The sequence below is a fragment of the Streptomyces sp. NPDC044984 genome, from assembly GCF_040646935.1.
Taxonomy (GTDB): Bacteria; Actinomycetota; Actinomycetes; order Streptomycetales; family Streptomycetaceae; genus Streptomyces.
In genome coordinates this window covers 199,218-223,530 of the sequence record NZ_JBEZBE010000002.1, presented here as the reverse complement: position 1 = coordinate 223,530, position 24,313 = coordinate 199,218, and the positions used below count along the sequence as shown (strand labels likewise).

The 24,313-nt window shown below is 68.9% G+C and carries 25 protein-coding genes; 8 read left to right on the top strand and 17 right to left on the bottom strand.

The annotated features are described in order from the left end of the window. Window positions 1-165 precede the first annotated feature (165 nt). A complete protein-coding gene (locus AB0A94_RS03190) occupies window positions 166-846 on the top strand; it encodes a TetR/AcrR family transcriptional regulator (protein WP_361737997.1) in 681 nt (226 codons plus the stop codon). Window positions 847-906: 60 nt separating this feature from the next. On the opposite strand, the gene AB0A94_RS03185 is transcribed toward AB0A94_RS03190, so the two are convergent. Further along, a complete protein-coding gene (locus AB0A94_RS03185; RefSeq protein ID WP_361737995.1) occupies window positions 907-1,260 on the bottom strand; it encodes a DoxX family protein in 354 nt (117 codons plus the stop codon). 276 nt (window positions 1,261-1,536) lie between these two features. Here AB0A94_RS03185 and AB0A94_RS03180 point away from each other — a divergent pair, with 276 nt between their 5' ends. Further along, on the top strand, window positions 1,537-1,962 hold the full coding sequence (locus AB0A94_RS03180) for an OsmC family peroxiredoxin (RefSeq protein ID WP_361737992.1): 426 nt from the start codon (window positions 1,537-1,539) through the stop codon (window positions 1,960-1,962). Window positions 1,963-2,029: 67 nt separating this feature from the next. On the opposite strand, the gene AB0A94_RS03175 is transcribed toward AB0A94_RS03180, so the two are convergent. Continuing rightward, on the bottom strand, window positions 2,030-2,659 hold the full coding sequence (locus AB0A94_RS03175) for a LuxR C-terminal-related transcriptional regulator (RefSeq protein WP_361737989.1): 630 nt from the start codon (window positions 2,657-2,659) through the stop codon (window positions 2,030-2,032). A 444-nt stretch (window positions 2,660-3,103) separates the two neighbouring features. Between AB0A94_RS03175 and AB0A94_RS03170 the strand changes: the two genes are divergently transcribed. Next, complete coding sequence (locus tag AB0A94_RS03170) at window positions 3,104-3,706, top strand: DUF6518 family protein (RefSeq protein WP_361737986.1); 603 nt, start codon at window positions 3,104-3,106, stop codon at window positions 3,704-3,706. Window positions 3,707-4,326: 620 nt separating this feature from the next. Here the strand turns inward: AB0A94_RS03170 and AB0A94_RS03165 are convergent. The 13 genes from AB0A94_RS03165 to AB0A94_RS03105 form a co-directional block, all read right to left on the bottom strand. Then, window positions 4,327-5,241, bottom strand: coding sequence for an alpha/beta hydrolase (locus AB0A94_RS03165; RefSeq protein ID WP_361737984.1), 915 nt, complete (start codon window positions 5,239-5,241; stop codon window positions 4,327-4,329). Window positions 5,242-5,359: 118 nt separating this feature from the next. Continuing rightward, window positions 5,360-5,947, bottom strand: coding sequence for a ricin-type beta-trefoil lectin domain protein (locus AB0A94_RS03160; protein ID WP_361738458.1), 588 nt, complete (start codon window positions 5,945-5,947; stop codon window positions 5,360-5,362). 430 nt (window positions 5,948-6,377) lie between these two features. Next, the gene (locus AB0A94_RS03155) at window positions 6,378-7,112 is read right to left on the bottom strand and encodes a hypothetical protein (RefSeq protein ID WP_361737982.1); all 735 of its coding nucleotides are present in this window, start codon (window positions 7,110-7,112) and stop codon (window positions 6,378-6,380) included. A 93-nt stretch (window positions 7,113-7,205) separates the two neighbouring features. Beyond that, the gene (locus AB0A94_RS03150) at window positions 7,206-7,898 is read right to left on the bottom strand and encodes a TRIC cation channel family protein (protein ID WP_361737979.1); all 693 of its coding nucleotides are present in this window, start codon (window positions 7,896-7,898) and stop codon (window positions 7,206-7,208) included. A gap of 34 nt (window positions 7,899-7,932) precedes the next feature. Then, window positions 7,933-9,102 carry a D-alanine--D-alanine ligase family protein gene (locus AB0A94_RS03145; RefSeq protein ID WP_361737976.1) on the bottom strand — a complete coding sequence of 390 codons (1,170 nt, stop codon included), beginning with the start codon at window positions 9,100-9,102 and terminating at the stop codon, window positions 7,933-7,935. A 73-nt stretch (window positions 9,103-9,175) separates the two neighbouring features. Beyond that, window positions 9,176-9,754 carry a sigma-70 family RNA polymerase sigma factor gene (locus AB0A94_RS03140; protein WP_361737973.1) on the bottom strand — a complete coding sequence of 193 codons (579 nt, stop codon included), beginning with the start codon at window positions 9,752-9,754 and terminating at the stop codon, window positions 9,176-9,178. Between the two features lie 249 nt (window positions 9,755-10,003). Then, the gene (locus AB0A94_RS03135; RefSeq protein ID WP_361738455.1) at window positions 10,004-10,819 is read right to left on the bottom strand and encodes a M15 family metallopeptidase; all 816 of its coding nucleotides are present in this window, start codon (window positions 10,817-10,819) and stop codon (window positions 10,004-10,006) included. Window positions 10,820-10,874: 55 nt separating this feature from the next. Then, the gene (locus AB0A94_RS03130) at window positions 10,875-12,104 is read right to left on the bottom strand and encodes an MFS transporter (RefSeq protein WP_361737970.1); all 1,230 of its coding nucleotides are present in this window, start codon (window positions 12,102-12,104) and stop codon (window positions 10,875-10,877) included. A gap of 304 nt (window positions 12,105-12,408) precedes the next feature. Beyond that, window positions 12,409-13,218 carry a DUF3152 domain-containing protein gene (locus tag AB0A94_RS03125; protein WP_361737967.1) on the bottom strand — a complete coding sequence of 270 codons (810 nt, stop codon included), beginning with the start codon at window positions 13,216-13,218 and terminating at the stop codon, window positions 12,409-12,411. Between the two features lie 151 nt (window positions 13,219-13,369). Continuing rightward, on the bottom strand, window positions 13,370-13,789 hold the full coding sequence (locus AB0A94_RS03120; protein ID WP_361737964.1) for a thioesterase family protein: 420 nt from the start codon (window positions 13,787-13,789) through the stop codon (window positions 13,370-13,372). Between the two features lie 31 nt (window positions 13,790-13,820). Next, on the bottom strand, window positions 13,821-14,618 hold the full coding sequence (locus AB0A94_RS03115; RefSeq protein ID WP_361737961.1) for a methyltransferase domain-containing protein: 798 nt from the start codon (window positions 14,616-14,618) through the stop codon (window positions 13,821-13,823). A 30-nt stretch (window positions 14,619-14,648) separates the two neighbouring features. After that, window positions 14,649-15,638 (bottom strand): ribonucleotide-diphosphate reductase subunit beta, encoded by a 990-nt coding sequence (locus AB0A94_RS03110; RefSeq protein WP_361737959.1) that lies wholly within the window; start codon window positions 15,636-15,638, stop codon window positions 14,649-14,651. Window positions 15,639-15,686: 48 nt separating this feature from the next. After that, window positions 15,687-16,967 (bottom strand): acyltransferase domain-containing protein, encoded by a 1,281-nt coding sequence (locus AB0A94_RS03105; RefSeq protein ID WP_361737957.1) that lies wholly within the window; start codon window positions 16,965-16,967, stop codon window positions 15,687-15,689. Between the two features lie 287 nt (window positions 16,968-17,254). Between AB0A94_RS03105 and AB0A94_RS03100 the strand changes: the two genes are divergently transcribed. The 5 genes from AB0A94_RS03100 to AB0A94_RS03080 all read left to right on the top strand — a co-directional run bounded on the left by AB0A94_RS03100 (window position 17,255) and on the right by AB0A94_RS03080 (window position 21,123). After that, on the top strand, window positions 17,255-17,803 hold the full coding sequence (locus tag AB0A94_RS03100; protein WP_361737954.1) for a serine hydrolase domain-containing protein: 549 nt from the start codon (window positions 17,255-17,257) through the stop codon (window positions 17,801-17,803). Continuing rightward, on the top strand, window positions 17,706-17,954 hold the full coding sequence (locus tag AB0A94_RS03095; RefSeq protein ID WP_361737951.1) for a hypothetical protein: 249 nt from the start codon (window positions 17,706-17,708) through the stop codon (window positions 17,952-17,954). Before AB0A94_RS03100 ends, AB0A94_RS03095 begins: the two co-directional genes overlap by 98 nt. Window positions 17,955-18,390: 436 nt before the next feature. Beyond that, entirely contained in the window at window positions 18,391-19,365 is a 975-nt protein-coding gene (locus AB0A94_RS03090; protein ID WP_361737948.1) for an NAD(P)-dependent oxidoreductase, read from the top strand. Next, window positions 19,349-20,272, top strand: coding sequence for a hypothetical protein (locus AB0A94_RS03085; RefSeq protein WP_361737945.1), 924 nt, complete (start codon window positions 19,349-19,351; stop codon window positions 20,270-20,272). The genes AB0A94_RS03090 and AB0A94_RS03085 overlap by 17 nt, the downstream gene beginning before the upstream one ends. Then, a complete protein-coding gene (locus AB0A94_RS03080; RefSeq protein ID WP_361738452.1) occupies window positions 20,269-21,123 on the top strand; it encodes a prephenate dehydratase in 855 nt (284 codons plus the stop codon). Before AB0A94_RS03085 ends, AB0A94_RS03080 begins: the two co-directional genes overlap by 4 nt. Window positions 21,124-21,216: 93 nt before the next feature. Here AB0A94_RS03080 and AB0A94_RS03075 read toward each other — a convergent pair whose 3' ends face one another. Both AB0A94_RS03075 and AB0A94_RS03070 read right to left on the bottom strand, forming a co-directional pair. Continuing rightward, window positions 21,217-23,616 (bottom strand): discoidin domain-containing protein, encoded by a 2,400-nt coding sequence (locus AB0A94_RS03075; RefSeq protein WP_361737942.1) that lies wholly within the window; start codon window positions 23,614-23,616, stop codon window positions 21,217-21,219. A gap of 202 nt (window positions 23,617-23,818) precedes the next feature. Continuing rightward, on the bottom strand, window positions 23,819-24,280 hold the full coding sequence (locus tag AB0A94_RS03070; RefSeq protein ID WP_361737939.1) for a DUF3237 domain-containing protein: 462 nt from the start codon (window positions 24,278-24,280) through the stop codon (window positions 23,819-23,821). Between the last annotated feature and the right edge of the window lie 33 nt (window positions 24,281-24,313).

The window sequence follows — 24,313 nt, the reverse complement described above, 5'->3', positions numbered from 1 at the left end:
AAATCGACAGGTGTTGGCCGCGGCGTCCTCGGCCTGGCCCCGCGTCGTGGCGGGGCCCCATGGCCGACGAGGTGCCGAACTACGATGGGCTGGCCGCGGGCCGGACACGGCCGCGGTGGTCGCCTCGAACCGGGCGAGAGCCGCAGGAGGGAAGGGACACGCACAGTGGTACAGCGTCCGGAGACGTCGGCGCGGAAGCCGCCCCAGGCTGCCGTCCGTAGCTGGAACCGGCCCGCCCCCCGCGGTGACGTACGTCTGGAGGCCCTGCTCAGCGCGGCCGAGGCGCTGCTCGCGGAGAAGCCGTTCACGGAGGTGTCCGTCGGAGAGGTCGCCGCCAGAGCGGGTATCTCGCGACCCACCTTCTACTTCTACTTCGGTACCAAGTACTCGCTCCTGGCTGCCCTGCTGGAGCGCGTCATGCACGACAAGCTCGAGATCGCCCTGCGCGGATTCGGTACCACCGAAACCGATCCGGACCCCCAGCGCACGTTCGAGCAGAACTACTCGGAGATCCTGGCGCTGTGGCGCGAGCACTCCGCCGTGGTGGTCGCCGCGTCGGACGCCATGGCGTCCGACGCGGAGCTGCGTGAGGTGTACACCGAGCTGCTCGGACTCTTCATCGAGCCGGCCACCGCGTGGATCGAGCAGGAGCGTGCCACTGGGCGTGCCCCCGGCGGCACCGACGCGGCGACACTGGCCACCACCCTGGTCTGGATGAGCGAGCGCAACCTCTATGCCGCGCTCCTCGGCATGGAACCGAGGGTGTCCGACGGGCAGCGAGCGGCCGCGCTCGCGGAAGTGTGGATCCGCGGTGTCTTCGGCACGGGACCCCGAAGCGCCGCATGACACCAGGACGGCGGCGCGGCGGCGTGAGGTGGGGTGCGTGCCCGGCCGGGCCTGACCGTCTCAGCGGCCGGCCAGGTCGAGTGCCGCGGTGAGTGCCACCGCCAGACCGAGGGTGAACGCGGGCATCGCTGTGCCGATCGGATCGCCGGCCCGCCGGTGATAGATGAGCGCGCCGGCCATCAGCAGGATGATGCCGATCGCCGCACCGGTCGTCAGTGGTGGGTACCACACGCCGAGTACCAGTCCGGCGCCGCCGAGGATCTCCAGCACTCCGATGCCCTGCTGGCCCCGGACCGTGAGCCCCAGCCGCTCCGCGTCCGCTCGCATCACCGCGGCTCCCGCGACCTTCGCCGTGCCCGCTGCCACGTACACCGCGCACAGCAGGATTGCCATGACCACCATGACCAGATGCATCGTCTTGTCCGTTCCTTCTGTAGTTCCGACGCACCGGTCGAGGTCCGGGCGTCTTCCCTCATCCTCGGTTCCGTGCGGCGTCGTCCCCGTCCAGCGGCCGGGGTGTGCGGGAAAGGAGACCGGACGGGGCGTGAGAGCTGCTCACTTGCTGGTCGGAAGTGGCTCGTTCACCGATCACGGCGCCCGACTCCCGCGAGCGGTGCGTACGTTGGCGGTGTCCGCCGGACAGCGACTGTGCCGGCCGATGAACGCGTCACACGACACGAAGGAAGCAGCATGGCAACCACGCGTTCCGCCCACACCGTGTGGGACGGGAACCTCACCGAAGGCACCGGAGTCGTGGCCTTCGACTCCTCGGGCACCGGCCGGCAGCCGGTGACGTGGCCCTCGCGGGCCGAGGAGTCGCAGGGCAGGACGAGCCCCGAGGAACTGATCGCAGCCGCCCACTCGAGCTGCTTCTCGATGGCGCTCTCGCACGCCCTGACCGAGGCGGGGACCGCGCCCACCCGGCTCGTCACCTCGGCCGATGTCACCTTCCAGCCGGGCGAAGGCATCACTGGCGTGCACCTCACGGTGGAAGGCACCGTCGCGGGTGTCGACGACGACGTCTTCGCCGCCGCGGCGGAGGAGGCCAAGGCCAACTGCCCTGTCAGCCAGGCACTGTCGGGCACGTCCATCACCCTCTCGGCCAAGCTCGTCTGAGCCGGTCGGGTACCGTGGCGACGCCGCGCCTCACACTGTGAGGCGCGGCGTTTCGCTACGCACGCCGTCAGATCAAGCCCTCGCGCCACGCGTAGGCCACCGCGTGGGCGCGGTTGCGCAGGCCGAGTCTGTCGAGGAGGGTGCTGATGCCCTTCTTCACCGTTCTGGTGGAACAGCCGATGGCTCCCGCTATCTCCTCGGTGTCGAAACCGTCCGCCAGCAGTCGAAGCACGGTGACTTCCCACGGTGACGGCGCGTCCGGCCGGACGGTGGTGACACCGGGACCGGACCGGTTCAGGGCAGCGCTCAACTCCAGCATCCTGCCCAAGAGGTCGGGCGGTAGGTCACCGTGGCCGTGAGAGACCGTCAGGACGGCTTGGTACAGACGCTCGGTGGAGATCTCGTGATGCCGGAGGACCACTCGTACCCGGGCGGCGACGGCCGTCAGCAACTCGGAGTCGCTCAGGTGCCGTACCACCAGTACCGAGCAGGCGCCTGTTGTCCGGCCATGTCGGTGCAGTCGCACCGAGGTGGTCTCGTCCAGGGTGTCGGAGACGAAGACAGCGACAGTGCCGGGGACGGCGGAGGCGTGGTCGACCAGTCGCACGGCTGGATGCCGTTCGAGTTGACGAGTGACCCCGACGCCGGACAGGGCGTCGGCCGAGTGGACGGCCACGGGCAGACGGCCGTCGCCCACGTGCGGACGGAGAAGGGATACGGGAGTGAGCAAGGCTGAGGTCTCCAAGCGGTTCTTGGCAACGGCGCTGCTCTCCGGGGAGCGGGACTTCCACGGGCCGCCCTCACGTGTCGGGGTGGCCGCCGGGTCCGGGAGCATGTGACGTGGCGTGGTCAGTGTCGGCCCGAGAAGTGGCCTGCCGCCATGCCAAGTTGTGTTCAACCGCTGCTCATGTCCGCATCTGTGCCCACGCGGGTTGAGAACCTACCGATGAAGCCGGTACCAGGCTGTCGGCCTGGTCAACCGTTCGTTCCGGCACGGCGTCTTGCGACAGCGCAAGGCGCCTATACATTCCGCGTATACGCACTGTGTATAGTCCGACGAGTTCTGGATCACGACCATGGAGGGGATCTCATGACCACCACCGCCACCGATCAAGCGACCACGGCGAAGGGGAAGACACGTGTGAGGGGTGAGAGTGGCATCGTGCCGGCGGTCGCCGGCGGTTTGCTGCTGGGCGTGTTCACCAACCTGGCCCAGGGGTGGCTCCCGGGATCCTGGAATCAGATCGCCAACTCCGGTGCGGTCTGGTCCGCCGCCGCGTTCGCCACCGGAGCGCTGCTGTACCGGCGAGCCTCCGTGGTGCGAGCCGTGATCGGTGGCCTGGCCGCGGAGATCAGCTTGGTCGTCGGGTACTACGGCTACGCGGAGTACGGGTACGGGCGGGACGGGATGGGTGCCCTCTACTGGCCGCTCCTCTGGCTGGGCATGGCCTGTGTGGCGGGGCCGTTGTTCGGCGCCGCGGGCCACTGGTGGCGAAACGGCCTGAACCCCGCGCGCCGCGTCGCCGGACTGGCCGCTTTCGCCGGACTGTTCGGAATGGAGGGCCTGCACTACGCCTGGATCCTCCATTACGCCCCGCAGGCGTGGGCGTGCTTCGCCTGCTCCGTCCTGCTCTCGCTGTCCATGGCGCGTACGCACAAGGAGCGCGCCCTGACGCTGGGTGCTGCCGTGGCCTTCTCGTTCCTCGCCTACGCGCTGGTCATGCTGCCCCTCGGCGGGCTGTGACACTCCGCTGCCGCCTGACGCAGTACGGTCTCGTGCACCGTGACCACCGCATGCGGTGAGGTGTCCCTCGCGCGGCGCACCTCACTTCGCGGATCGCGGAGCGTGTCCCGCACCCCGGACTCGGCGCAGTGGCGGAAAACCGCGGACGGCCGGGGGCGGCGGGCGGTCCCGCGGGCAGGAACGACCTCCACCGCGCACGGTGCCCAGGCCGGAGGCAGCGGCAGAGGCTGGCCGAGCGACCACTCCTGGTCCGGAACCAGGGTGGCGTGCGGGGTGAAGGTGGTGGTGACCCGGTGGCCGGCCTCGGTGAGCGGTACGCGGACCCGCGCGCTCTCGCACACCCCCTGTCCGACCGGATCGGCAGTAGCCCGGGACGGGTCTTGGCCTTGTGCAACGGGGGCCCGGCGGGTCCGGTCGCCCGCGGCGTGGAGGGTGCCGTCGGGCCGCGGCGAGCAGCGTTCGGGAGAGCGCCCTCGTAACAGTCGACGACGGGTCCCGCCCGCACCCGGCACGGTGCGGCCACGCGGATCACCGAGCGGGCCGCACCGGACGGGAGCCCGGCCGCCGGCGGACCCGGAGAAGAACCCGACGAGCCTGTCGAGATGACGCGTCGATGCGGGTCAGCGCCTGATCAGGATGCGCCGCAGCCAGTCGAGCCGGGCGGCACGGGCCTGCCGGGAGACCGCAGCGGCGGGGGCGAGGAAGTCGAACCCGTGGAATGCGCCGGACCAGATGTGCAGCTCGGCGTCGCCACCTGTCGCCCACATGCGGTGGGCGTAGCTGACGACTTCGTCGCGGAGGATGTCGAGCGCACCGACCTCCAGATAGGTCGGTGGCAAGTCGGAGAGGTCATCGGCGCGTCCCGGGGCGGCATAGGGGGTGACGTCCGAGGTGCCGCGGTGGTCGCCGAGGAGGTGGGTCCAGGCGGTTTCGATCGTCCTCGCCGTCCAGCCACCTGGGTGAGCGGGCCGAGCGTCCGGCGGAGGGACGGTACGGTCGTGGAGCAGCGGAGAGAGCAGTACCTGTCCGAGGGGCCGCAGGTCGAGTCGGTCGCGCAGCCGCAGTGCCAGGCCCCCGGCCAACGCGCCGGCGCCGCCGGAACCGATCAGCACGACGCGCTCGGCATGGACAGCCAGGTCCTGAGCGCAAGCGCCCAGCCAGGTCACCACCGTCAGGCAGTCGTCCGCCGCGACCGGGCAGAGACCCTCCGGTGCGGCCCGGCACTCGATGGCCACGACCGCGGCGTTCAGCTCTCGGGCCACATGAAGGTAATAGCCGAGATTCTGACGCGGGGAACCGAGGTCCATGCCGCCGCCGTGCGGGAGAAGAAGCACCGGCAGACGGCCGATGGCTTCCCTCGGCCGGCACACCAGTACCGGGACGTCGGGGGCCGGGCCCTGGACGGACGCCTGACGCTCCTCGATGATGAAGGCTCCGTCGCGCCTGAGAACCTCGAGGGCGGACGTGCTGGACGGAGCGCCGAGACCGACCATGGAGGCGAGCTCCGGATCGACGGGCGGTGCCGGGCAGTGCATGAGCAGGTCTCCGATGTTCGAGAACGGACGGGGAGCGGGGCTTGGAAATCATGGGAGGGCGCACCAGACGCCGCGAGGCCCGCCCACCGGGCGGACGACGCGACTGTGCGGACACCCCCTAGCCGGACTCCCACGTCTGATTGTCGCGGCCGTTGCACTCCCAGAACACGACCTCGCTGCCCGCCGCGCCGCCGAACAGATCGAGGCACAGGCCCGGTACGACGGCGACCAGGGCCTGGCCGGAGAGACGGAAAAGCTGGCTGGTGGAGCCGTCGCACGGCGCGGTGGTGAGCGGTGTCCGGCCACTCACCGTTCCAGCCGGTACCTGGGCACACTGGTCGCCCGAGCGCAGAGTGCGGCCGCTCAGCGACCAGCGCTGCGTGGACGCGCCGTCGCAGGCGGCTACCGTCAACGTGGCCGTACGGGTCAGGCACGTGCCCGAGGCACCCGAGATCAGCGGATCACCGTCGGTCTCACCGGTGGAGGCAGCCGTCGGTGAGGCAGGGCCTTCGGTGTCCGGCGCGCGGACCGCGGTGGGGGAAAAGGAGGTGCTCGCTCGTGCGGAGGGCGCGGAGGAGACCGAGGACCCGGCCGATGGCTCAGCCGGTGTCCGAGCGGAAGGGGCCGCGCTCCCGGCCGGGCCGGTGGCGGACTGCGGCGCCGTGCCGCTAGGAGCGACCGGCTCGGTGCCCTCCCCGCGTGGCATCAGGCTCACGCCGGTGATGGCGGCGCACACCACGAGGCCGGCCAAGCGGAGGGCGCCCCTGGCCCGCCCGCGTCGCGCGGTGGGCGGCTCCCCGATGGGCGCGTCGGGCGGCGGGGACACCAACTCGTCGGACGGATGCGGCGGTTTCGCCGTCACAGTCTCCGCATGAGCCGCTGCCGCCCGATGCAAGGCCGCCCGTGCCACGGAAGCCCGGGCGGCGTCCACTCGTGCGGTGTCCGGACGCGCGGGGTCCTGGCTGAGCCGTTGTCGTCCGGGCTCGGCCTCCGGCTGCTGTACGGGTCTGATGGGGAGTCGTGGCGACGGCATTCTCTTCCGGTTCCTTGCGGGCACGAGGCCCCGTGACTCGATGGCGGTGACCCCTCGGTGTCGCAGCGGCGGCAGATGGGCGCTCGGACGCGGGTGGTCGCTCTCAAGCACCACTGTGGCCGCCGGTAAGGCCCAGCAGGACGGTACGTCCCCACTGCGTCGAGCAGTCGACGTGCATGCCGGCGCAGTTGAGTCGTTCGTCAAGGCGGACGATCCTGGCCTGCAGAGCTCGCCTGCTCAGGGGGCTGTCCGCAGTGCCGAGCAGGAGCCTCAGCTCATGACAGCACCAGGGGCGTGCCGCGGAGCACAGCATGTCGAACAACAGCGCCTGCGAGGACTGCCGCGGTCGCAGCGGGTGGTTGCTCGGGGTGTGGACCAGCCTACCCCGGTCGGCTCTCCGCGAGTCGTCGAGCCAGCGCCGTTCAGCGGCGATCCGGGTGGCCAACTCCCTTGGAGACGCGTCGCGGGAGACCACGTTGGCGGCGCCTGCCAGGAGCAGAGGGGCGGGGTCCGCGTCCTCGGGGGTGAGTACGACGACCGTCGCCGAGAGATTGCTGAGGGCGCGTACGCGTTGGACCAGTGTCGCGTCCCACCGGGCATCCGGAACGTCGAGAACGGTGAGCGACCTCTGCCTGGTGTGCAGCAGTGTGCTGTACGCCTGCTCACTGCCCCAGCCGTGGATCAGCGTCGGGAACACGTGCTGACTGCGCAGCGTACGCAGCAGGTTGGCCGTTCGCTCGCGTTGCAGAGAGAGGACGACGTCGACTGGATAGGTGATGGTGTCGCCGGCCTCGTCCGGGGAGAGGGACGGGGCGGCCGTCAGTTCGGCAATGGGCATGTCGATGCCTTCGGACAGAGAAGTCGAGTGTTATTCGGTGGATATATGGAGATAATCCGCGACACTCATCGGTATTTGAAGGCACGGTCGTGCTCAATAACTGTTCGGTGATGTCCATCGGTGAGGGTTGGCGGCTTCGGAGTCCGCTGCCTCGCCTTGTTGCTTCCAGACAGCGGAGCGAGGCGTCCGCCACCCTCGGCGCAGCGCGGAGATGCGCAGGGTGAACGAGAGCGCGGCGACGCACCCGGCACTGAACAGGTCCAGGTGACCGGCCGCGTCAAGAGCAGCGGTGCCACCCGCGCCGACGAGTGCCGGGAGGACGTAGAGATCCTGGTCCCACCGGAGTACCGGGGGAATCTCCCCGGCAAGGACGCCGCATGCCAGACCGCCGCCCACGGCGGTCGTCACCCCCAGGGCGATGGCCGGGAGCGGTGCGAAGCCGTGTTCGAGTGCCTTGACCGTACCGGTCACACTGAACATGCCCAACGCGCCGGCGTCGCAGACGGTGGAGGCGGAGACCAGGCGCCGGGTCGGCCGCAGGACGAACACGACGACCGCGGCCACCGGCGGCACCAGGCAGTATCCGGTGTCGGTGAACGCCGCCGGAGGCAGCCGCAGCACCAGGTCCCGGAACAGCCCGCCGCCCGTGCCGGCGGCCTCGGCGAGCAGCAGGGTCCCGAAGAAGTCGAAGTCCTTGCGCACGGCGAGAAAGGCACCGGACAGAGCGAAGGCGAAGATGCCGGCCAGGTCCAGGGGGTACTGGGCGGCGGTGAGGAGGGAGTTCATTGGTGATGGGCTCGGTTCGGCCGGTTCCAGTGGGTCAGCGCAGTTCCGTCGACCGGTCGAGCGCGGCCGTCAGCAGCCGGTCCACCAGGTCCGGGTAGCTCATCCCGGTGGCCTGCCACATCTGCGGGTACATCGAGACGGGCGTGAAACCAGGCATGGTGTTGATCTCGTTGATCACGAACTCGCCGTCCTCGGTGAGGAAGAAGTCCGCGCGCACCAGTCCCTCGCAGGACGCCGCCTCGAACGCCTCGACCGCCAGCCGCTGGACCTCCGCCGTCTCCTCGTCGGTGAGCGGCGCGGGCACCAGACCGGGCGTGGAGTCGATGTACTTGGCCTCGAAGTCGTAGTACGCGTGCGCGCTCGGCGGCGGGATCTCGGCGGGTACGGAGGCCCGCGGGCCGTCCTCGAACTCCAGCACCCCGCACTCGATCTCGCGGCCGGTCAGCGCCGCCTCGACCAGGATCTTCGGGTCGTGGCGGCGGGCCTCGACGATCGCCTCGTCGAGCCCGTCGAGGCCGTCCACCTTGGTGATGCCGATCGACGAACCCGCGCGGGCGGGCTTCACGAACAGCGGCCAGCCGTGCTCGCCGGCGAAGTCGACGATCTTCTTGCGGGCGGCAGCGCCTTTCTCCCCGTTCGGGGCGGCCTGCTCCCACTCGCGGGGCCGGATCACCACGTACGGGCCGACCTTCAGCCCGAAGGAGGTGAACACCCGCTTCATGTACTCCTTGTCCTGGCCGACCGCCGAGGCGAGCACACCCGAGCCGACGTAGGGGACGCCGGAGAGCTCCAGGAGGCCCTGGAGCGTGCCGTCCTCCCCGTAGGGGCCGTGCAGCACCGGGAAGACCACGTCGACCTCGCCGAGCGCCTTGGGCACCGAGCCCGGTTCGCTGTAGACGACCTCGCGGTTGGCGGGGTCGACGGAGAGCACCACGGCGCCCACGACCGGGTCGGCGAGCTGCTCCACGGTGGGGATGCGCCGCTCGGTGATCGCCATGCGTTCGGGTTCGTCGGCGGTGAGGGCCCACCGGCCGTCCGTCGTGATGCCGATCGGCAGGACCTCGTACTTGGTCCGGTCGATGGCGGCGAGGACGGCGCCGGCGGTGACCACGGAGATCCCGTGTTCGGAGCTGCGCCCGCCGAACACGACGGCGACCCGCGGCTTGCGAGACGGCTGCGGGGAGGAGGAGGGGACGTCGGGCATGTGATGTGCTTCTTTCGCTGTGGAGAACAGGGGTGGTGGAAGGAGTACTGCGATCGCGTACGGGCCGGGTGTGTCACACAGCCATGTCCCGGGTGACGCCCCGATTCACCAGTGCCGACCGCAACGCCCTCACCGCGTGGTAGGAACGTGACTTGACCGTTCCACTGGGTATGCCCAGTTCCTCCGCCACCGTGGTGGTGCTCAGGTCGAGGAAGTAGACGCGCTGCAGGATTTGCCGGTGGTTGTCACTCAGATCTCTCATCGCGTCCCGGACGATGAGCTCGGTGAGCACGGAGCGGGTGTGGTCGGTCGCTTCCTTGTCGTCGGCCTCGACGTCGGTCGCGGCTTCGACGCGGCTCCCGTGCGCCCGGAAATCGTCTATGGCCAGGTTCTTGATGACGGTCTTCAGCCATGGTTTGACGCGCAGTTCTCGTTCCGGCATTTTGCGCATCTGGAGCCAGGCCCGGAGCATCGCCTCCTGCAACAGGTCCTCGGCGCGATGCCAGTCGCCGCCCAGCTTGTGGTGAGCGAACCGCCGCAGGTCTGCGCCATGTTTCTGATATATTTCGACAATGGTCTCGGAGGATTCGGCGTCGACCGACGTCTCATCCTGGGATACGTCTGATAGCAACTCTCTGACCTCCTCGTGCACCCCGAAAATCCGCCTGGAGGTACTCGCAAGTTTCTTGTCATCCCGGTAAGCCGCTGGTTGCCAGGGCTGGATGACGTCGGACGGGAGGTCAGTTGTCGTCGATATCGAGAACTGTGCGCCTCACGGAACTCGATATTACTGAGGGCGCCTGGCGCACATCGACGGATGAGCACTGATTGGTCACCATGTGAGCACTACCGCGCTGTCCCTTCCTCTTGGTGAGGAAGGGACAGCGCGGTAGCGACAGCGTCAGCGGCTCAGCGAGGCCTTCGAGACGGGGAAGTCGAAGTAGGTGGCCGGGAAGGGCTCCGCCGACAACGTGAAGTGCCACCACTCCTCGGGGAGATTCACGAACCCGACGGACTCCAGCCCGTTCTTCAGCCGCAGCCGGTTGGCCGCCTGCGTCGCGCTGACGCGGGGATCGAGCGTGTGGGACAGGGTGTCGAAGCAGTCGAAGCCCGTACCCATGTCTATGGAGTTGTCGGGGAATCTCTGCTTGACGGGTGCGTAGCACGGCACGAGCTTCTCCCCGGGCACGTAGGGCCGGGTGGTCGTGGCCGGCAGCTTCACCAGCGTGAGGTCCACCGTACTGCCGCGGCTGTGGCCGGACCTGGCCGCGATGTACCCGTCGGTGAAGAGATCCGACTTCTCCACCTGCGGGTAGAACTCCTCCTTCATCAGCTCGTCGTCCAGGTCCTCGGCCCAGCTGACGAATTGATCCACGGCGCGCTGTGGCCGGTAGCAGTCGTACACCTTGAGGCTGTAACCCTGCGAGAGGAACTCCTGCTGGGCTTCCGCCAGCGCCTGCGCGGCTGCGGAAGTGAGGATGCACAGGGGCTCGTCGTAGCCGTCTATCTTGCTGCCGACGAAGTTATGGGCGGTGTAGTACCGCATATCCTGCAGAATGGATGGTGCCACTTTCTTCAGGGCCACGAACCCGGCCGGAGCTGTTTCGTCTGCGTCGGCCCGCGCTTCGCCGGGTGCGCTCAGCGTCGTGATGAAAATGGCCGAGACGGTGGCGAACAGAGCCGTGAGGCGCCGTATGGCGTTGTTGTTGATTATCACGATCAATTACTGAACATTATGCGCCAAGAAAAGGCAATGCCTTTGTGTATAGGTTTCACGACGCACGCTTCGGGGCCTGCTTTGCCAGCATGGTGAAGGGCACCAAGGACAGAATGACGACCAGCAGACCGAAGAGCTCGGTCGACCGGACGAGGCCGTAGTGGCCTGCGAGCACTCCGGCGGCCAGTACCGGCACGCACATCGCCAAATAGGTGATGGTGTACACGGCAGCCATCAGACCGGCCCGCTCCGTCGTGTGTGCGGTGGCCGTCACAAGGCGTACACCGCCCTGGAAGGCGGGACCGAAACCCAGACCGGCGATCGCTGTTCCCCAGTAGAGGAGGGCACCGGAGTCCACGTGCACGGCGGCGAGGGTGACGACCACTCCGCAGGCCAGCAGCAGCGAGCCTCCCAGAGTCGTTCGCTCCGCCGTCACGTGCCGGGTGAGCAGGACAGCCGGCACGGCGCAGGCGGTGAGCAGGGAGACGATCAGTCCATTGCTGACCGACGATCCGGTGACGTGTTGGATCAGGTCGGGCCCGAGGGACAGATAGAAACCGCCCAGTGCCCAGACGGCGACGAAGACCGGAGCCGTGAGCACGAGGGCGGGACGGCTGGCGTGAGGTGTCCGTATCCGGGGGTGCAGGGATCGCAGAGCACCGGGCCTGCGGGTTCCCGGCTCGCGAACGAACAGCAAGCCGACCACCTGAGCGGCCATCGCGGCGAGCAGGACGGCGTACACGGACCCGGTCCGCGCGGGGTGGAGATCCAGCAGCAGGCTGGTGACGAGGGTCCCGGACGCCATGCCGATGAGCGGAGCCACGCTCACGAAGAGGGCCCCCCCTCGCTTCGTGACATCCAGCAGGGCGGCTCCCAGCGAGCTGGTCGCCGCACCGGTCGCGAACCCCTGCACCGTCCTGGCGACAACGAGCGACGTCATGCCGTCGGCTTGCAGGAAGAGCACCATCGACAGCGACTCGAATGCGAGAGCGCCCCAGATGACCGGACGTCGGCCGACATAGTCGGAGAGCGAGCCGACCGTCAGCAGCGAAGCCAGGACGCTCAGGCAGTACACGCCGTAGATCAGTGTGATGGCACCGGACGCGAGGTGCCATTGCGCCTGGTACTCGTGGTACAGGGGGGTGGGGGCACTGGACGCCGCGAGGAAAGTGACGAGGACCACGGATAAGAAGACGGCCGCGTTGCGGTCGCGCATCGTGTGCCTGCGCGGTTGGTCTGATCCCAACGACATGCGGGCCGTCGTCTTGTTCAGCCCATGAAGCATCGTGTTCCTTCCTGCGGGGAGAGGCAGACAGCCGGGAGAGGGGGAAGCCCCCGGGTGCGAACCATGGGGACGTGAACGCACCCGGGGCGAGAAACACCTGCCGGGCGTGTGTGCCGTGAACGGGGCTCACCGACGACTGCGGAGGCGCTCACGGTGAGAACGGGTGACGTCGGAGGTCGGTTCACTCCAAGCGCCGGCGCACACCCGCGGCGGTGTCGGCCGCGTCGTGCGGCACGGGAATCGCGTGGAGAACGCTCCACAGGGGGCTGAGTACGCGGTACCCGCCCGTCGGCGCGCCGGCCGGTCAGGCCGTCGGCGGGCCGCTGATGTACACGCCGTCGCTGTCGTAGGGCCAGGCATTGGCCTTGCAGCCGTGCAGCCCCTTGATCTGCTGCATCATCACGGGTGCGGGCCGGCCCTCCCCGGAGCACGTCTCGTGACCATGTCCGAGGCGGTGTCCCACCTCGTGATTGATGATGAGGGCCCGGTAGTCCTGCAGGGAGCCGTCGAACTGCGGTGATCCGAGCATCCAGCGCTTGAGGTTGACCACCACGACGGAACCCACTGAGCAGTTGACCTCGCCCTGGGTGTCCAGGCCGGCGGCTCCGCAGATGGCGTCGACCGTGCCGGGCGAAGCCACCTGCACGGTCAGCTCCGCCGGCTCCGAGGAGACCAACTGGAACGCCTGTCCGCCGGCTGTCCAGCCGCGGGGATCACCCAGGACCGAGTTGATCTCCCGGGCCGTGTCCGCCGGGGACAGGTCCAAGGAGGTCTCGACCTGCACGCGGTACCTCATGGGAGTGCCTGTTCCGACCGGATCCAGGCTCTCCTGCGCGGTCGTGAACTCCCCGGAACCGGTGAGCGGCACAGTCGGGGTCGGGGTGGGCGTGGGTGTGGGGGTGGTTGCCGACGGCGTCGGCCGCGGGGTCTTCGCCGACCGGGCCTGGGCGGTCGAGACGTCGGACGGGCTGCCGAGGGCGTCGTCGGCGGAGGACGCCTGGTTCTGGCAACCACCCGTCAGGGGAACGAGCGCGAGCAGCGCGCAGCCCAGCAGCGCGGCGTTGAGCCGCCCCTTCCGGGCATGGTCGGTATGACTGGCCAGATGTCGCCGCATGGTTTCTCCTCGGAGCGCGAGGTGCGCAGGTGTGCGGAAGGCGTATACATGGGCGATAACGGCTGAGAGTGGTACGAGGTTCAACAAACGTGGTTTTCGCGGTGAGCCGTGGCCCGCACCTGGCCCCTGACCACGTCGCCGAGCCGACAGGTCAGCAGCTGCCGAACTGGGCGAAGAAGGCGCGCTCCGCGGCTCCCAGCCGAGCGGGACGACCGTCGCCGCGCGTCACGCACGCCATGGTCGTGGACGCCTTCGCACAGAGGTGGTCGCCGTCCAGGATCTCGGCCGAGAGGTCGACGGTCGCTCCCCTCAGCTTCGTGACCCGGGTCTCTATGGTCACGGGTTCGGGGTGATACGTCAGGGGGCGCAGAAAGAGGATCTCCTGGCGCGTGACGATGTAGGCGTTCCCGGAGGGGGCGATGCCTTGCCGTTCGGCGAAGGCGGTCAGCTCGCGGTACAGGTGCACTCGGGCTTCCTCCAGGTAGCGCGAGTACTGCACGTTGTTGACGTGGCGGTTGGCGTCCACGTCCGCCCAGCGCATGGGGCAGAGGAAGAGGTGACGGTCGGTCAAGGCAACCCCTTGGGGCGGAGGGCGGGTGTCGTCATACAGGCGGCTTGGTGCCCCAGGCGGCGACGAGGGGCATGCCCATCCAGCTGAAGTGCGGATCGTCGAAGCAGCGATGACTGATGTCCCACTCGTTCTCCGTCACCTCACCTGAGGCCAGCACACCGTCGCGGAACACCTCGAAGGGTGAGCGGAACGTGTCCTCGCCGCCCTTGAGCACGCGGAAGGTCGCTTCGTTGTCCACATCGGCCAGGGACAGTGACCTCAGCATGCCCGGCAGCAGTCGGCCGAGATTGAGGTCGAAGGCCTTCCTCGTCCGGGTGTGCCGAAGGATCGTCTCCATGACACGGACGAACGTGCCGGCGTCCGGATGGTCCCGGGTGACGGCCTCGACGCCCAGGAGATCCCCTTCCTCGACGAGCAGCCGACCGCCCGGCCGCAACGCGGCGACCATGGTCTTGAGTGCTGCGAGCGGGTCGGGGAGATGCATGAGTACCAGGCGGGCGTGCACGAGGTCATAGGCAGCTTCCTCGAAGGCGTCCGTGGTGATGTCGTGCACGCGCACTTCCAGGTTCGGGGCCGTCTCGCTGGTCAGGAAGCGGGGATTGATGTCCGCCGCCACCACGTGCCCCTCGGGCCCCACGCGTCCAGCCATCCACCGGGCGATCGATCCGGCGCCCGGCCCCACCTCGAGGCACCTCCAGCCCGCGGAGACGCCGAGCGAGCGCAGGTGGCGCCGAGTGGTGCGATCACGGCTTTCCTGGATCTTCTCCAGACGTGTGGACTCCTCACGATGACCGGCGCGGTCGGCGAAGTACTCGTGCTTGATCGTCATGCTGGGCATGGCCTTCTTCCGTCGTTGTCGTTACGCATGCTGCGCCCCGGCGTGCCTGATCTGCCGCCGCAGACCGTCCAGAGGAGCCGCCATCCCGTCGCGGATCCACTGGTTCACCTCGGGTCGTATCCCGAGCGCACGCAGGCGTACTTCCGCCTCTGCCTGCAACTGCCTGCCGAACTTCCAGGCGAGTATGCGCTCGGAGCGGGTCGGCTCGGTGGGCAGTTCGACGACCGCCACCATGGCAAGGGCTTCGCGAAGGGTGTGTGCGACGGCGTCCACACGTTCTTGTGGGGCATTGGCCAGGCCCCGCCTGACAGCTTCGACTCCGAAGGCTATGTGACGTGACTCGTCACGCGTCAGAGCGGTGAAACCCGCCCGTACTCCCTGGAGCGTGTCACTGCTCTTCAGCGCGGACAGGAGGTTGCGCTGAGCGGTGACGCCCATCACTCCTTCAGCGACGACGTGGAAGAGGGCGACGGCCTGCAGCCAGTCGGTCAGTCCCGCCTGCGGGGAATCGAGCTGACGTACTATTCTGCCCTCCATTCCGACATAGGCGCGCTGAGCCGGTGTGGAGTGCTGCCAGGACAGGGTGAGCGCTTGGCGCAGGTCCTCCTCGTGGACACCCAGTACCTCGCTTCCGATGCGGTCCATGAGACGCGCGTGGCGCGCCTCGTCCGCCGCCTGACCGCCCAGGAACAGCAGCGCCGTCTCGTCGGGCGCACCCGTCATGATGGGAGCCATGGTCTCGGTCGCGGCGTACTCGCTGACCAGGAAGTGCTGGATGACTCGCTCGAGCCGTCGCCTGGTACCGGCAGAGAGCCGGCTCCATTCCTCGGCGTCCTGATCAAGACGCAAGCCCTCGGACGACCACTGCTGCCTGTCCCAGGCGCGGTAGAGATTCCGGTAGGTGGGCCGGGAGCTGATCAGATTCTCCGCGTGGCCGCCGATGTGACTCATCGGCAGCAGGGCCATCTCTTCCAGCGTGGCCTCATCGACGAGAACGCTCCAGCGCTGCAAGGGCTTCTCCCTTCGGTTCGTGGTCCGGTGAGCCGGTTGCCGTGTCGACTATGCGTACAGGTCCAGGACGCGGGCGCCGAACGGCTCGTAGACGGCATCCCAGTCCACCTCCACGCCCTGCACGTGAAGGGAGGTCATGGCCGCGAGCACCGCCGCCCTTTCGGACCCGCGTCGCTCCATGACAGGGACGGCCAGGGCGTCCTTGCCGGGTCCGAACGCGCTCGGCGCCACCGCTGACAGCTGCGCGCAGGGGCCGATCTCGACGAACACCGAGACGCCTTCGCGCATGACGGCGTCCAGACCGTCTCCTACACGCGCCTTGTCACACAAGTGCCGCACCCAGTAGTCGGGATCGCAGATGCCGGAGGGATCCACCAGTGTGCCCGTCACGTTCGACACCATCGGTATGTCGGGAGCCGAGTAGTGCAGGCCCTTGATCGCCTCCCGGAAGTGAGCAGCCGCAGGCTCCATGAGCGGTGAGTGGAACGCATGACTCACACGGGCCCGCCACGCCCTGTGACCGGCGGCCTTCACCGCGTCCGCCACCGCGCGCGTCGCTTCCTCGTCACCGCTGATGATGACGCAGTCAGCGGTTCCGGCCGCGATGCATGCCCGGCCGCGAGTCCCGCGCAGCAAGGGCTCGACCACGTCCTCCGGAGCAGTGAGCACGTACATGGCGCCGCCCGGAGGGAGGTCCTCGACCACACGTACCCTCTCTGCGACGAACCGGCAGGCGTCGTCCAGGGACCACACCCCCGCGGTGTAGGCGGCAGCCACCTCTCCGAACGAGTAGCCCACGAGGAAGTCCGGCTGGACGCCCCACGACCGCAGCAGCCTGAACAACGCCACTTCGAGGATGAACATGGTCGGTTGTGTGTACTGGGTGCGATCCAGCAGGCGTGCTTCGCTGGTCCCACGCTCGGCGAACATGACCTCCAGCAGGGAGGAGCCGAAGGCCGACTCCAGCTTGCCCGCGATCTCCTCGACAGCCGTCCGGAAGACCGGGAAGGTCTCGTAGAGCTCACGCCCCATACCCGGCTGCTGTGCGCCTTGCCCGGCGAAGCAGAATGCCAGCCGGCCACGAGGTTTCACCTGCCCGACCGTGTAGGCGGGTGTCTCGTTTCCCCGTTCGATGTCGTGCAGGGCCTGGAGAAGGCCGACGCGATCGTCGTCCGGTACCAATGCGTAAGCGGTGAAATGGCCGCGATGTCGGGACAGCGTCAGAGCGACATCGGCGGACGTCCAGTCCGTACGGGACTCAAGGGCCGATCGAAGACGACCGGCGGCGGCGCCCAGGGCGGGGGCTGTCTCAGCTGTTATGGCGATCATGAAGTCTCGGATCCCGTGCGAGGTCGCGGCCCGCGGCCAACGGGCCCTGGCAGACGAGGAACGGGTCCGGAGTTCCTCCGGTTCACGTCGCGAGGTGTCTTCTTCGCGATCACACATGAGCGGGGGCCGGCATCACCGTCATACACGGGCCGGCCCCCTCGCCCGCCGAGCCGCGTAAGCCCATGCTGAACACGGTCCGGATGAAAGGCACCTGACGCTTCGACCACCGAGGAAGGACCGGGCCTTTGATATCGCGACACACCGATTGCCGCCGCGGAGGCAAGCTCATGAGGGCGACCGCCGTAGCGGTTCTGGCCGGCGTTCTCACCGGCAGCGCACTGCCCGCCCAGGCGGACACCCGGCACAGTGGCCGTTCAGCGGACCAGCGCCGACTGCGGGAACTCGTCGACGGGATGGTCCGAGCGGGCAGCAACACGAAAACCTTCACCGCGGTGGTGGTGCTGCAACTGGCGGACGAGGGCAGGGTCCGTCTCGACGCCCCGATCGAGGACTGCCTGCCCGCACTGGTCCGGGGCAACGGGATCGACGGAGGCCGTATCACCGTCCGTCAACTGCTCCGGCACACGGGTGGACTGCCTGAATACGTGTCCGGCCTCGGTGACTTCTTCGCGATCCGCGACGTCCACTACGAACCGGACGAACTGCTCGGCCTCGCTCCCTCGCAGGGGGCGCACGGTGGCGGAGCAGATCACCCGCCGTGTCCTCCGCAGGGCCGCCTTGCGCCACACTTACTTCCCCGCCCGCCGGGAGCGGTCCATCCGTGGAGCACACCCCGATGGATATCAAGCCACCACCCCCGGCGCTCCACTGCGTGATCTCACCGTGTTCGACCCGCCCTGGGCTTGGTCGGCGGGACAGTTGGTCTCCACACCCCGTGATCTCAACCGCTTCATCGCGGCGTTCATGGACGGGAGGCTCCTGAAGGCCGAGCAGCTGCGCGAGATGCGCACCACAGCACCCCGCTGAGCTGCGGGGGCCTGGTCCGGGGGCACGGAGGTGACATCCCGGGGTACGAGACGCGGGGAGGAGTCACTGAGGACGGACGCGCGGTGACCGTGGCCGTCACGGCCTTGCCGGCGGCGGTGCCGGAGCCGCAGGACGCGGCCGCGCACGTCCTGGACTTCGTCGACCGGGCACTGTGCGCGTGAACCCGCGAGGGCCCGTCGGTACGGCGGAGGGGCACGGTGCCCGCGCCGCGGTCGCCTGTGACGTGCCTCATGTGAACCACACCTCGCGACGGACCCGTTCACGCAGTGACATGACCAGATGTCGGCCGAGGCGGTGAGCGCGTCGCCGGTCGTGGGGCGGGCTTCAAGCAGCGGGGCCCGCGCCGCACGGCCGGCGGCGCGCCGGCTTCGGCCCCCGCCCGCGTGGCACACACATCGGAAGAAGCTGATGCACCATGAAGGACGCCGCGACCGTGTGGCTCCCGTACCCCTGGGAGGGGATCCCCGGACTGCCGGACGACTTCACCTACGGCCACTGGGACGGTACGGGACCGCTGCCCGGGGATCCCGGTGAGGTCCGCTTCCTCACGGGACCCACGGCGCCGGGCGCCGACCACGCGCTGCGGAGCGTGCTGCCACGCATGGGCCGGCTGGAGGTCTTCCAGCTGCTCAGCTCGGGGTACGACTACGTGCTGCCGATGCTGGACGACATGCCGCCCGGCACGAAGCTGGTGACGGCACGCGGAGTGCACCGTGAGGCCACCGCCGAACTGGCCGTCACCCTCCTGCTGGCCCTGTGCCGCGGGATCGACCAGTTCATCGCCCGGCAGGCCGAGGGACGCTGGCGCCCCGAACCACGTACCACACTGGTCGGCAAGCGGGTACTGGTCGTGGGGTACGGCGCCGTGGGTGCGGCCGTCGCGGCTCGGCTCCGCGCGTTCCGGTGCGCACCGGTCCTGGTGGCCCGCAGCGAGCGCACCACCCCGACGGGACACGTGCACGGGGCGGCGCAGTTGTCCTCCTTGCTGCCCACGGTGGACGCGGTGGTGCTGTGCGCACCGCTGACGGAGTGGACGCGTGGCATGTTCGACGCGGACACGCTGGCGCTGCTGAAAGACGGAGCCCTTCTGGTGAACATCGCCCGCGGGGAACTGGTGGACACCGACGCCGTCGTCCGAGAGGTGCGCAGCGGCCGGATCCGAGTCGCGCTCGACGTGACGGACCCGGAGCCCCTCCCCGCCGGCCACCCCCTCTGGGACCTGCCCGGTGCGCTGATCACCCCGCACGTGGCGGCGTTCACCGACGCCTTCCCCACGATGTCCGTGGCATTCCTCCGTGAGCAGCTGCACCGGTATGCGCGGGGCGAGGAACTCGACAACGTCGTCCTGACGACGACAGCCGGGAGTCCGGGCGGTGAGCGGGCTGCCTAGACGCACCAGGACCGCCGCGCGCTGCGGAGTGCCGCAGGCGGCAGGACCGGACGCGGAGCCGGTCCAGGTTCTCGAGAGCTTCGAGCGTGCCGGTCATGAGGACCCGGCGGCTGCTTGGCATGCCTTCACCCGCACGTGGAACTGGGCCGCGCCGCTGCCCGCGGCCGTGCCCGGCGACGACGGCGCGGCGGGCCTCGTCGCCCGGCCGGTCGCGGGCGGTTTCTCGCTGTCCGGACAGTGGCGTGTGCCGACGCGAGGCGTCCCTCGACGATGGCTGGCTTTGCCACTCACCGACGTCCGGGAGGCCGGCGGCCAGGCGGCGGCGGACGATCCGGACCTCTTCGTGGTCTCGACGAAGGTCCTTCCTCGGCCCTCCGGTCAGCACCACGGCGGTGACCGCGCGCGAGCGCCCGGCCCCGAGTACCGGCTGGACGGGGTCTACGTGCCGGCGGGCTTCGCCACGCGGTCGAGGGGCGGAGCCCTGCGGGCGGACGCTGCGGCTTTCCACTGGACCGCCGTGACGGCCATGGCGCTCGGGGTGGCCCGCCGTCTCACTGACACACTGACGGCTCCCGCACCCCTCGCCGCGGCCGGGCTGACCGCCCTCCTGCGCGACGAGAGGGCGAGCCTCGCCACGGCACTGCGAGAGGTCTCGAACGCCACGCGGGACGGTGCTCCGGACACCGTGGAGAAGCTGGCCGCACAGGTCGGGCGGACCGCCCGTGCGGTCCATCACGTCGTCGCAGCAGCCTACGAGGGTGTCCCGACGGCCGTCGTGCGTGACGGCCGGCACCCCCTGACGTGTCTCATCGACAGCGGCACGCCGATACTGCAACACGTCCGGTACGCGGTGGACCTCCATCGCCCCGACGACAGCGCTGTTCAAGAGGAAGGCCGACCATGGTGACGACCGTCGCGTATCAGGGTGAGCACGGGTCCAACTCGTCGACCGTCGCTCGCAGGCTGTATCCCGGCGGTCGAGAGCTCGCCTGCACGAACTTCGAGCAGGCCCTGGACGCCGTCGCGCTGGGCACCGCAGACGTGGCGGTGATCCCGGTCGACAACTCCGCCGCCGGACGCGTCGCGGACGTGCACCACCTGTTGCCCGGATCGGGACTGTTCATCGTCGCCGAGTACTTCCTCCCCATCCGTTTCGACCTGATGGCCGTACCCGGCACGACCTTCGATCAGGTGGAGTGCGTCCGCAGCCACGTGCACGCCCTGGGGCAGTGCCGGAAGCTGCTGCGGGAGGGCGGTTGGCGCACCCACGTCAGCGATGACACGGCGGGTGCGGCCCGGGAGGTGGCGGAGCTGGGTGACCCCCGGCACGCGGCCCTCGCACCGCCTGCCGCGGCCCCCCTGCACGGCCTGGAGGTCCTGCGGGCACAGGTCGAGGACGATCCGGACAACACCACGCGGTTCGTCGTCCTGTCCCGGGACGCCGTCGTCGCTCCGCTCGGTCCTGACGGGGCCGAGCCGACGATGACGAGCCTGTTCTTCCACGTACGGAACATCCCCAGCGCGCTCTACAAGGCGCTCGGCGGTTTCGCCGGCTGCGGTGTCAACCTCACCAAGATCGAGAGCTATCAGCTGGGCCCCGGGGTGAACCCCAGCCGGTTCTACGTGGAGATCGAGGGACACCCTGACGAGGTGAACGTCGCCCTCGCGCTTCAGGAGCTGCGCTTCTTCTCCTCGGAGGTGCGCGTCCTCGGGGTGTACCCGGCCCATCCGCACCGGCTGCGCGAGCGCACCGGCTGACGTCATGACGCCGCGCGGTCCCTCCGCGTCGGCAATGGCCGAGGAGGCCGGCGAACCGGTGCGGAACCGGACCGCGCCTCCTCGGCCACCTGGTCAGGACTGCGGGTACGACACGCCCGGGAAGTCCAGTCGGGCCTGCTGCAGCTGTGCCTCGTACTCGTCCGTCCACCCGAAGGCGGTCTCGGCCTGCTCCCGCAGATCGGCGCCCGCGGCCCCGCTCCAGAAGTGCACGAACTCACCCATGTTCATGTCGCGGATGTAGGCGCCGTTGTGCTGGGCGAAGTGCTCGGCCGTCAGCCGGAAGAACGAGTCGAGCGCCTCGCTCTTGCCGTGGTCGCGCCAGATCGGGAAGAACCAGTCACGGAACCAGGCGGTGTTGGCCCGCGGGAAGTTGTCGGTCTTGACGACGGCCTTGCTGTACCAGCTTTCGGCGTCGGCGGTCAGACCGGCTCCGAGGTAGGCGTCGTACTGGTAGATCTCCGCCCACTTGCTGTCGCCCCACAGTTTGAAGGCGGGTGATCCATTGACCCCGTAGGCCGAGAACTCGACGACGTGCGCGAGCTCGTGCGAAATGAGGTTGCGCGGCTGGGTGTCGGTCTCGATCCAGTCGCCGAGACCCATGTCGATCACGTTGCGGTAGTCGTGAGACCCGTCGAAGACGGTCGCGGGGTGACCGCCGCCGTACTTGCCCTGGTGGAAGATGGCGGCGAGCTGCGGGTTGCTGAAGCTGTCGTAGTTCTGCTTGGTGTACTTCCAGAGCTTGGTGACGTAGTCGTTCAGCCAGGTCTGGGAACGGTCCATGTCGTCGTCGAAGTAGATCGCGACGTCGTCGTTCTCGTAGACCTTGTTGAGCAGCTGGATGTGTTCCAGCCAGTGCTCCTGCCAGGTGGCAGGCATGTCGCCGGCCGGGGTGGTCGCGGACACCGCCGTGGTGTAGGCGGACCGGCCGCCGGCGTTCTCCGCCCGCAGACGGTAGTGGTAGGTGGTGTTCTCGGTCAGACCGAGGTCGATGTACCTGGTGGTGCCGTTCGGCAGGACCCGGGACCAGTCCCAGTCGGTGCCGTTGAGGGAGCGCTCCAGGCGGAAGGACTGCTCGGTACGGGAGTTGTCCGTCCACTCCAGGACGGCCTGGTCGCCGGAGACGGCTTTCCCGGACAGGTCGCTCGGCGCCTCGGGGGCGTCGACCTGGGTCTCGGTATTGGCGGTGCCCAGCAGTTCCCACTCCGCCACCTGCGTCTGGGCCGCGCCGTTGTTGGCGGTCACGTCGAGACGGAAGTAACGGTAGAAGCGGTCGGTGTCGACTGTGTACGACTTCTTCTGGTGCCGCTTGGTGAACGACTCGCCGCTACGGGTGTCGAGGTCGGTCCAGGTGGTGCCGTCGGTGGAGCCCCGCAGCGTCCAGTCCTTCGGGTCCCGCCCGGACGCGTCGTTGGCGGAGGTGATGCTGTACCCCGAGACCCTGGACGAGCCGGCGGGCTGGTACTGGACCCACGTGCTGCCGCTGTCGGCGAGGTACTTGGTGTACGGGCTGTTGTCCGCGACTTTCTGGCTGCCCTCCGTCCCCCCCTTGCTGTACCGGTCCGTGAGCGTGCCGGGCATGTCGGTGATGTCGAACACGCTCACCGACAGCTTGGTCGTGTTGGAGTACTCCGACAGCCCGTTGCCCACGCCCACCGCACGGATCCGGTAGGAGTAGGCAGTCTCCGGGGCGAGCCCGGGATCGGTGTAGGTCCGCACGTCCGCGCCGGCTGTGGCCAGCGGTTCGAACGGGCCGCCGTCGATGGAGCGTTCGATCTGGAAGCCGGACTCGGCGTAGCCGGTGTCATTACTGGAGTTGTCCGTCCAGTTCAGTACGGCCGCGTCACCGTCCAGCGTGGAGGTCAGCCGGGAGGGCGCCGCCGGCACACCGTTGCCGCCTGCCCACAGCTCCCACTCCGCGAGCTGGGAGTCGGGCGAGCCGGTGGTCTCGCTCACCACGAGCCGGTAGTGGGTGTAGGCCGTGCCGGGCGTGACGCTGAACCCGCGGGTCTGGTTGCGCGCGGAGAACTTCTGGTCGGTGCGGGTGTCGATGACGGTCCAGGTGGATCCGTCGAGCGAGCCCTGCAGCGTCCAGTCCTTCGGGTCGCGGTCGGGCGCGTCGTTGGCCGAGGTGAGGGTGTAACGGTCGATCGTCTCGGCGGTGGGCGACTCGTACTGCACCCACATCGCGGAGCGGATGGTGAAGTACTTGGTCGTGACATCGTCGTCGATCAGCATCGACTCCGACTCGGCGCCGGTTTCCTTGTACTGAGCGGTGATCTTGCCGCCGTTGCCGGTGATGTCCGTGCCCGGGTCCGGCGCGGTGGTCACCGTCGGAACCGTCTCGTCGGCGTGGGCTCGCGTGGTGGTCGCGGCGAGGAGGGTGGCGCCGACCGCTCCGGCGAGCAGAGCGGCCGCCCAGGGTCTGACGAGGAGTGTGTACCGGCTGCGGGAGCCGGTGGAGGACGAGTGCACCTCGGATCCTTTCCGTATGTGCTGGCTGTGCCACTGCGGGAACGGATCAGGGTGCGCTTCGGTTTAGCCGCGGCCGCACTTCGGCCGCCGTACCGGGCGAACCGGGACGAGAAGGCGGTGAGCGCACGCTGTCCTGCGGGGGAGCGGCGCAGCGCAGGGGACCACCGGTGCGGTGCGCCACCGCACCGGTGTCAGTGGGGCGTCAGGACAGGGCGACGCTGTACACCCGGAACTCGACACGCAGTCCGGGCAGGAGTCTCCCCTCACCGACGAACACCGTCTGGTTCACCCAGGCGTACCGCTCGTCCCCCGTTTCCATACGCGGCGTGATCATGAAGTACTGCTCGCCGAAGGCGGTCGGTTCATCGCCGCCCGCGAGGACCGCCTTGATGCCTTTCGTCATCTCGATGAGCCCGAAGTACTGGACGTAGATGGCCGCCCCGTCGTGGGTGTCGAACGTGCTTCGCACGTCGACCCGGGCGTAACCGTCGTCGCCCACGAGCAACCAGTCACCCCCGCCGGCGGTGATGGTTCCCTTCAGCCTGTCTCCTGTGATTCCTCCTCCCACTCCCTCGGCGATGATCCGGTCGCCGAAGGGCCCGTCACCGATGTGTTCCGTGGCGAGGTCGACGTAGAAATCGAACTCCTTGACCAGAGTGGCCATGTTCTTCCTTTCTCGGGTGGTGCGGTGTTGCGT